This window comes from Methylibium sp. (assembly GCF_031393925.1).
GTDB lineage: Bacteria > Pseudomonadota > Gammaproteobacteria > Burkholderiales > Burkholderiaceae_C > Methylibium.
The window spans coordinates 1-4,923 of record NZ_JANMWL010000140.1 but is presented as its reverse complement, the minus strand read 5'-3'; the positions used below and the strand labels follow the sequence as shown (position 1 = coordinate 4,923).

6 protein-coding genes are annotated in these 4,923 nt (G+C 70.8%); 1 reads left to right on the top strand and 5 read right to left on the bottom strand.

Annotated features, from left to right (window positions below):
• Together RMO12_RS08135 and RMO12_RS08130 are read right to left on the bottom strand one after the other, a co-directional pair.
• On the bottom strand, positions 1–169 hold a 169-nt coding region (locus tag RMO12_RS08135; protein WP_405029644.1), incomplete at its 3' end, for a DUF1289 domain-containing protein.
• A gap of 2 nt (positions 170–171) precedes the next feature.
• On the bottom strand, positions 172–1,095 hold the full coding sequence (locus tag RMO12_RS08130) for a hydroxymethylglutaryl-CoA lyase (protein ID WP_309624049.1): 924 nt from the start codon (positions 1,093–1,095) through the stop codon (positions 172–174).
• Positions 1,096–1,237: 142 nt separating this feature from the next.
• Here RMO12_RS08130 and RMO12_RS08125 point away from each other — a divergent pair, with 142 nt between their 5' ends.
• Positions 1,238–1,597, top strand: a complete 360-nt coding sequence (locus RMO12_RS08125) for a hypothetical protein (protein WP_309638909.1) — start codon at positions 1,238–1,240, stop codon at positions 1,595–1,597.
• 44 nt (positions 1,598–1,641) lie between these two features.
• Here RMO12_RS08125 and RMO12_RS08120 read toward each other — a convergent pair whose 3' ends face one another.
• From RMO12_RS08120 to RMO12_RS08110, 3 genes are all read right to left on the bottom strand, one after another.
• Positions 1,642–3,654, bottom strand: a complete 2,013-nt coding sequence (locus tag RMO12_RS08120; RefSeq protein ID WP_309638908.1) for an acetyl/propionyl/methylcrotonyl-CoA carboxylase subunit alpha — start codon at positions 3,652–3,654, stop codon at positions 1,642–1,644.
• 95 nt (positions 3,655–3,749) lie between these two features.
• Positions 3,750–4,379: a DUF4126 domain-containing protein gene (locus tag RMO12_RS08115; protein WP_309638907.1), complete on the bottom strand. Its 630-nt coding sequence runs from the start codon at positions 4,377–4,379 to the stop codon at positions 3,750–3,752.
• 5 nt (positions 4,380–4,384) lie between these two features.
• Positions 4,385–4,923, bottom strand: a 539-nt coding sequence (locus RMO12_RS08110; RefSeq protein WP_309638906.1) for an enoyl-CoA hydratase-related protein, incomplete at its 5' end; no start/stop codon positions are given.

Sequence of the window (4,923 nt, the reverse complement as noted above, 5' to 3'; positions counted from 1 at the left end):
GCCAGATGGCGCGCTTGGCCGCATCGTCCAGGCGCGCCCATGCGACGATTTCCTCGATGCTGCGGTGGCAGCCCTCGCACCAGCCGCTCGCCGCGTCGATGCGGCAGACATTGGTGCAGGGCGACGGCACGCCCGCGGCCTGGGCCAGAGGCTCGATGGCCCGGCTCATGCTCATGCAGCCACCGACCGCTTGGCCAGCAGCGCATTGGCCACGCGCGACACCGGCTTGCGCCCGAGCACGCCGGAGATGAAGCAGGCCGCGTCGACCAGGGCGTCGAGGTCGATGCCGGTCTGGATGCCCAGGCCGTGCAGCAGGAACACCACGTCCTCGGTGGCGACGTTGCCGGTCGCGCCCTTGGCGTAGGGGCAGCCGCCGAGGCCGGCCACGCTGGCGTCGAAGTTGTGGATGCCCAGTTCCAGACAAGCGTAGACGTTGGCCAGCGCCTGTCCGTAGGTGTCGTGGAAATGGCCGCTGACCTCCGCCAGCGGGTAATGCCGCAGCGCACGCTCCATTGCCGCCTGCACGCGCCGCGGCGTGCCCACGCCGATGGTGTCGGCCACACCGACGTGCTGCACGCCGATGCCGTGCATGAGCTGCGCCACGCGCTCCACGCGGTCGGGGTGAATCTCGCCTTCGTAAGGGCAGCCGACCGCACAGGAGATGGCGCCGCGCACCTTCAGGCCGGCGGCGCGCGCCGCGGCCACCACCGGCGCAAAGCGTGCCATTGACTCGTCGACCCCGCAGTTGATGTTGCGCTGGCTGAACGACTCGCTCGCCGCGCCGAACACCACGATCTCGTCGGGCCACTGTTCGCGCGGCGCGGCGAGCGCGGCGTCCAGGCCCTGCATGTTGGGTGTGAGCACGCTGTAGCGAACGCCACTGCGGCGCTGGATACCGGCCATGACCGACGCCGCATCGGCCATCTGCGGCACCCACTTGGGGCTCACGAAACTGGTGACTTCGATGTCGGCGAGGCCGGCCGCCTGCAGCCGATGGACCAGCTCGATCTTGTGCGCCGCGCTGACCGCCTGCGGCTCGTTTTGCAGCCCGTCGCGCGGCCCGACATCCACCAGCTTGACCCGGCTCGGCAACATGTGAACTACCTCACGAAAAACAACCGGCATCACCACGCCGGACGTGGCGGACCCCCGCGCTCGCAGGGCCTCTCACCCCATTGTGCGGGATGGGCCAGGGCCGGCCGCGGCCGCACCATGGCGTCAATTCGTGGAGATCGTCATGGCCGCCCTCTTCAACCGCTTTCATCTCGCCACCCGCATTCATTTCGCCCTGCTGCGCGCGGTGGGCGAGGGCGTCGACGTGCGCCGCATGATGCGTGAACGCTCCTACGCAGACCAAGTGATCATGATGTGCCAGGAATTCGACGGCACCACGCTGGCGGAACTGGCCGAACGCTTCGACGACCTGAGCGCGGCCGAAGACGCTCGTGACCACCTGGCCCGCGCCGCCAGTCAGGCGCGAGCCGCGCTCGCGCAGCTCGGGTTCGGCCCGACCGCGCCTTCGCAACTGCAGCCCGCCGGCCGGGGCCGCATCGCGCGCTCGCGCTGGAGCGGCCTGGGCCACGGCTCGCGCCACTGAGCACGCTGGCGCGGCGCCTGCCGCAGGTGTGGCGGCCCGGCAAGTCACGCGGGCTCGAATTCGAGCAGTGCCTCGCCCTCGGCCACCTGCTCTCCGGCCGCGAAGCGCAGCGCCTTGACGGTGCCGTCGCTCGGCGCATTGAGCGTGTGCTCCATCTTCATGGCTTCGATCACCGCCAGCGGCTGGCCGCGCTTGACCTGATCGCCGGCCTTGGCGAGGAAGGCGACGACCTTGCCCGGCATCGGCGCGGTGAGGCGCCCGCCCTCGGCCGCTTCGCCGGCATGTGCCAGCACGTCGACCTCGCGCAGCAGGGCCGAGCCCTCGGGGGCGAACACCGTCACGCTCTCGCCGACGGCATGCACCTCGAGCGTGAGGCGGCGCTCGCCGAGCATGAGGTCGTAGCGGTCATTGCCGAGCGGGCACGAAGCGAAGGCGAGACGTTCGCCGGCCGCCGTGAGCGTGGCCGCACCGTCGTGGCCGCGCTCGAGCAGCACGCTGTGGTGGGCGCCGGCATGGTCGAGCTCGAAACGCCGCGCCGCGCCGCCGAACAGGCGCCAGCCGTCGCGGCGCGACCAGGGATCGGCGTCCTCGCCGGCGCGCTCGAGCGCGAGCGCATGCGCGGCCACGCCCGCTGCAGCCACCGCCAGCGACAGCGGTGCGGCGTCGAACAGCGCGGCGCGCTCGCGCTCGATCAGCGCGGTGTCGAGGTCGGCCGCGGCGAATGAGCTGCTGTTGACGACCCGGCGCAGGAACGCCGCGTTGGTGTGCAGTCCGACGATCCGTGTCTCGGTCAGCGCCCGGTCGAGCCGTGCCAGCGCCTGCGCGCGGTCCTCGCCCCAGACGATGAGCTTGGCGATCATCGAGTCGTAGTGCGGCGAAATCGCGTCGCCCTCGCCCACGCCGGCATCGATGCGCACCGGCGCCGGATCGTGCAACGCCTGGGCGTCCGCATTGCGCCGAAAGCTCACATGCGACGGCCAGCGCAGCACGGCCAAGGTGCCGATCGACGGCAGGAAGTTGGCGTCGGGGTTCTCGGCGCACAGGCGCGCCTCGATGGCGTGGCCGTGAATCTTCAACTCGTCCTGACGCAGCGGCAGTGGCTCGCCGGCCGCCACGCGCAACTGCCACTCCACCAGGTCCAGGCCGGTGATCGCTTCGGTGACCGGATGCTCGACCTGCAGACGCGTGTTCATTTCCATGAAATAGAAACGTCCGTCCTGCTCGGTAATGAACTCCACCGTGCCGGCGCCGACGTAGCCCACGGCCTTGGCCGCTGCCACCGCCGCCTCGCCCATCTCGCGCCGACGCTCGGCCGTCATGCCGGGGGCAGGCGCTTCTTCCAGCACCTTCTGGTGGCGGCGCTGCACCGAACAGTCGCGCTCGAACAGGTAGATGCAGTCGCCCTGGCTGTCGCCGAACACCTGGATCTCGATGTGCCGTGGCCGCTGCACATAGCGCTCGACCAGCACCGCGTCGTTGCCGAAGCTGCCGATCGCCTCGCGCTGGCAGGAGGCGAGTGCGGCGCCGAACTCGGCCGCGGCAGCGACCACGCGCATGCCCTTGCCGCCGCCGCCGGCACTCGCCTTGATGAGCACCGGGTAGCCGATGCGAGCGGCCTCGCGCTCGAGCAGCGCCGGGTCCTGGTCGCTGCCGTGGTAGCCGGGCACGAGCGGCACCCCGGCGGCTTCCATCAGACGTTTGGACTCGGCCTTCAGGCCCATCGCCTTGATGGCGCCGGGCGGAGGTCCGATGAAGACCACGCCCGCCTGGGCACAGGCGCGCGCGAAGCCCTCGTTCTCGCTCAGGAAGCCGTAACCGGGGTGGACCGCCTCGGCGCCGGTAGCGAGCGCCGCTTCGAGGATGCGCTCGTGGCGCAGATAGCTGTCGCGCGGCGCCGGCCCGCCGATGAGCACGGCTTCGTCGCAGGCGAGCACGTGCCGGGCATTCGCGTCGGCATCCGAGTAGACCGCCACGGTGGCGATGCCGAGCCGGCGTGCGGTGGCGGCCACGCGGCAGGCGATCTCGCCGCGGTTGGCAATGAGGATCTTCTTGAACATGTCAGGCTCCCGCGGTTTGATCGCCGCTCGCTGCAGTCGCCACGCGATGGGGTTGCGGTAGGGCGATCAAGGTCTTGTTGAACATTCTTCGTCCTTCATGCCGATGTCGACGGCGCGGCGCCGAACAACACCTGGAGTCGCGACAACACACGCCGCAGAAACTTCGACAGCACGCACACGATCACGATCATCGCAACAAAGGTCAGCGCGACCGCGGCGATCGCCAGCAGCGGCTGTTCGACGGCAAGCCACAGCATCGAGGGCACGGCGAGGTCGCCGAGCAGCGACATGCCGATGTTGGAGAACGGCTCGGGCGAGGTGTTGATGGCCGCTCGCGTGGTCGCCTTGGCCGCGTGACTGGTGGCGGCCAGCGTGCCGCCGAGCAAGGCTGCGAGCGCCGCCGCGGTGCCCTGGTCGGCGCCGAACACGGCCGCCGCGAGCGCCGCCCCGGCGGGAATTCGGACCACGGTATGGATCACGTCCCACATCGAATCGACGCCCGGGATCTTGTCGGCGAAGAACTCGACGAACACCATGAAACCGCTGGCTGCCAGCATGGCCGGGTGTTGCAGCAACTGCAGGCCGGGCGGCAATGGCACCCAGCCGAGGAAGCCCGCCAGGCCGGTGAGCGCGAGCACGGCATACAGGCGCAGGCCGCTCGCCCAACCGAGCGCGGCGGCCAGTGCGATCAACTGCGTGGTGTCGAGCGACTGCAGCGTGTTCATGCGGTTCAGCCCGACCAGCGCGGCTTGCCCTTGTCGAGGAAAGCCCGCACGCCGTGGCGGCCGTCGTCGGAGGCGCGCGCGTCGGCGATGAACACGGCGGTGCGCGCGATCAGCGCGGCGTCGATCGGCTGGCCCGTCACCTCGTGCAGCAGGCGCTTGCAGGCGGCGAGCGCCTCGGGGCTCGCCGCCAGCAGCGCCGCCACGAACGCCTGCACGCCCGCGTCGAGTGCATCGGGCGGCACGCTCTCGTGGATGAAACCCAGGCGCAGCGCGGTCGCCGCGTCGAAGCGCTCGGCGGTGAGGAAGTAGCGCTGCGCCGCGCGCGCCCCCATGGCGCGGATCACGTAGGGGCTGATCGTCGCGGGAATGAGCCCGAGCTTGACTTCGCTCAGGCAGAACTGCGCCGTGTCGGCCGCCACCGCCAGGTCGCACGCCGCCACCAGCCCCATGCCGCCCGCATAGGCGTCGCCCTGCACGCGAGCGATGGTCGGCTTGCGGCAGGTGGCGATGGTGCGGAGCATTTCGGCCAGGCCCGCCGCGTCCG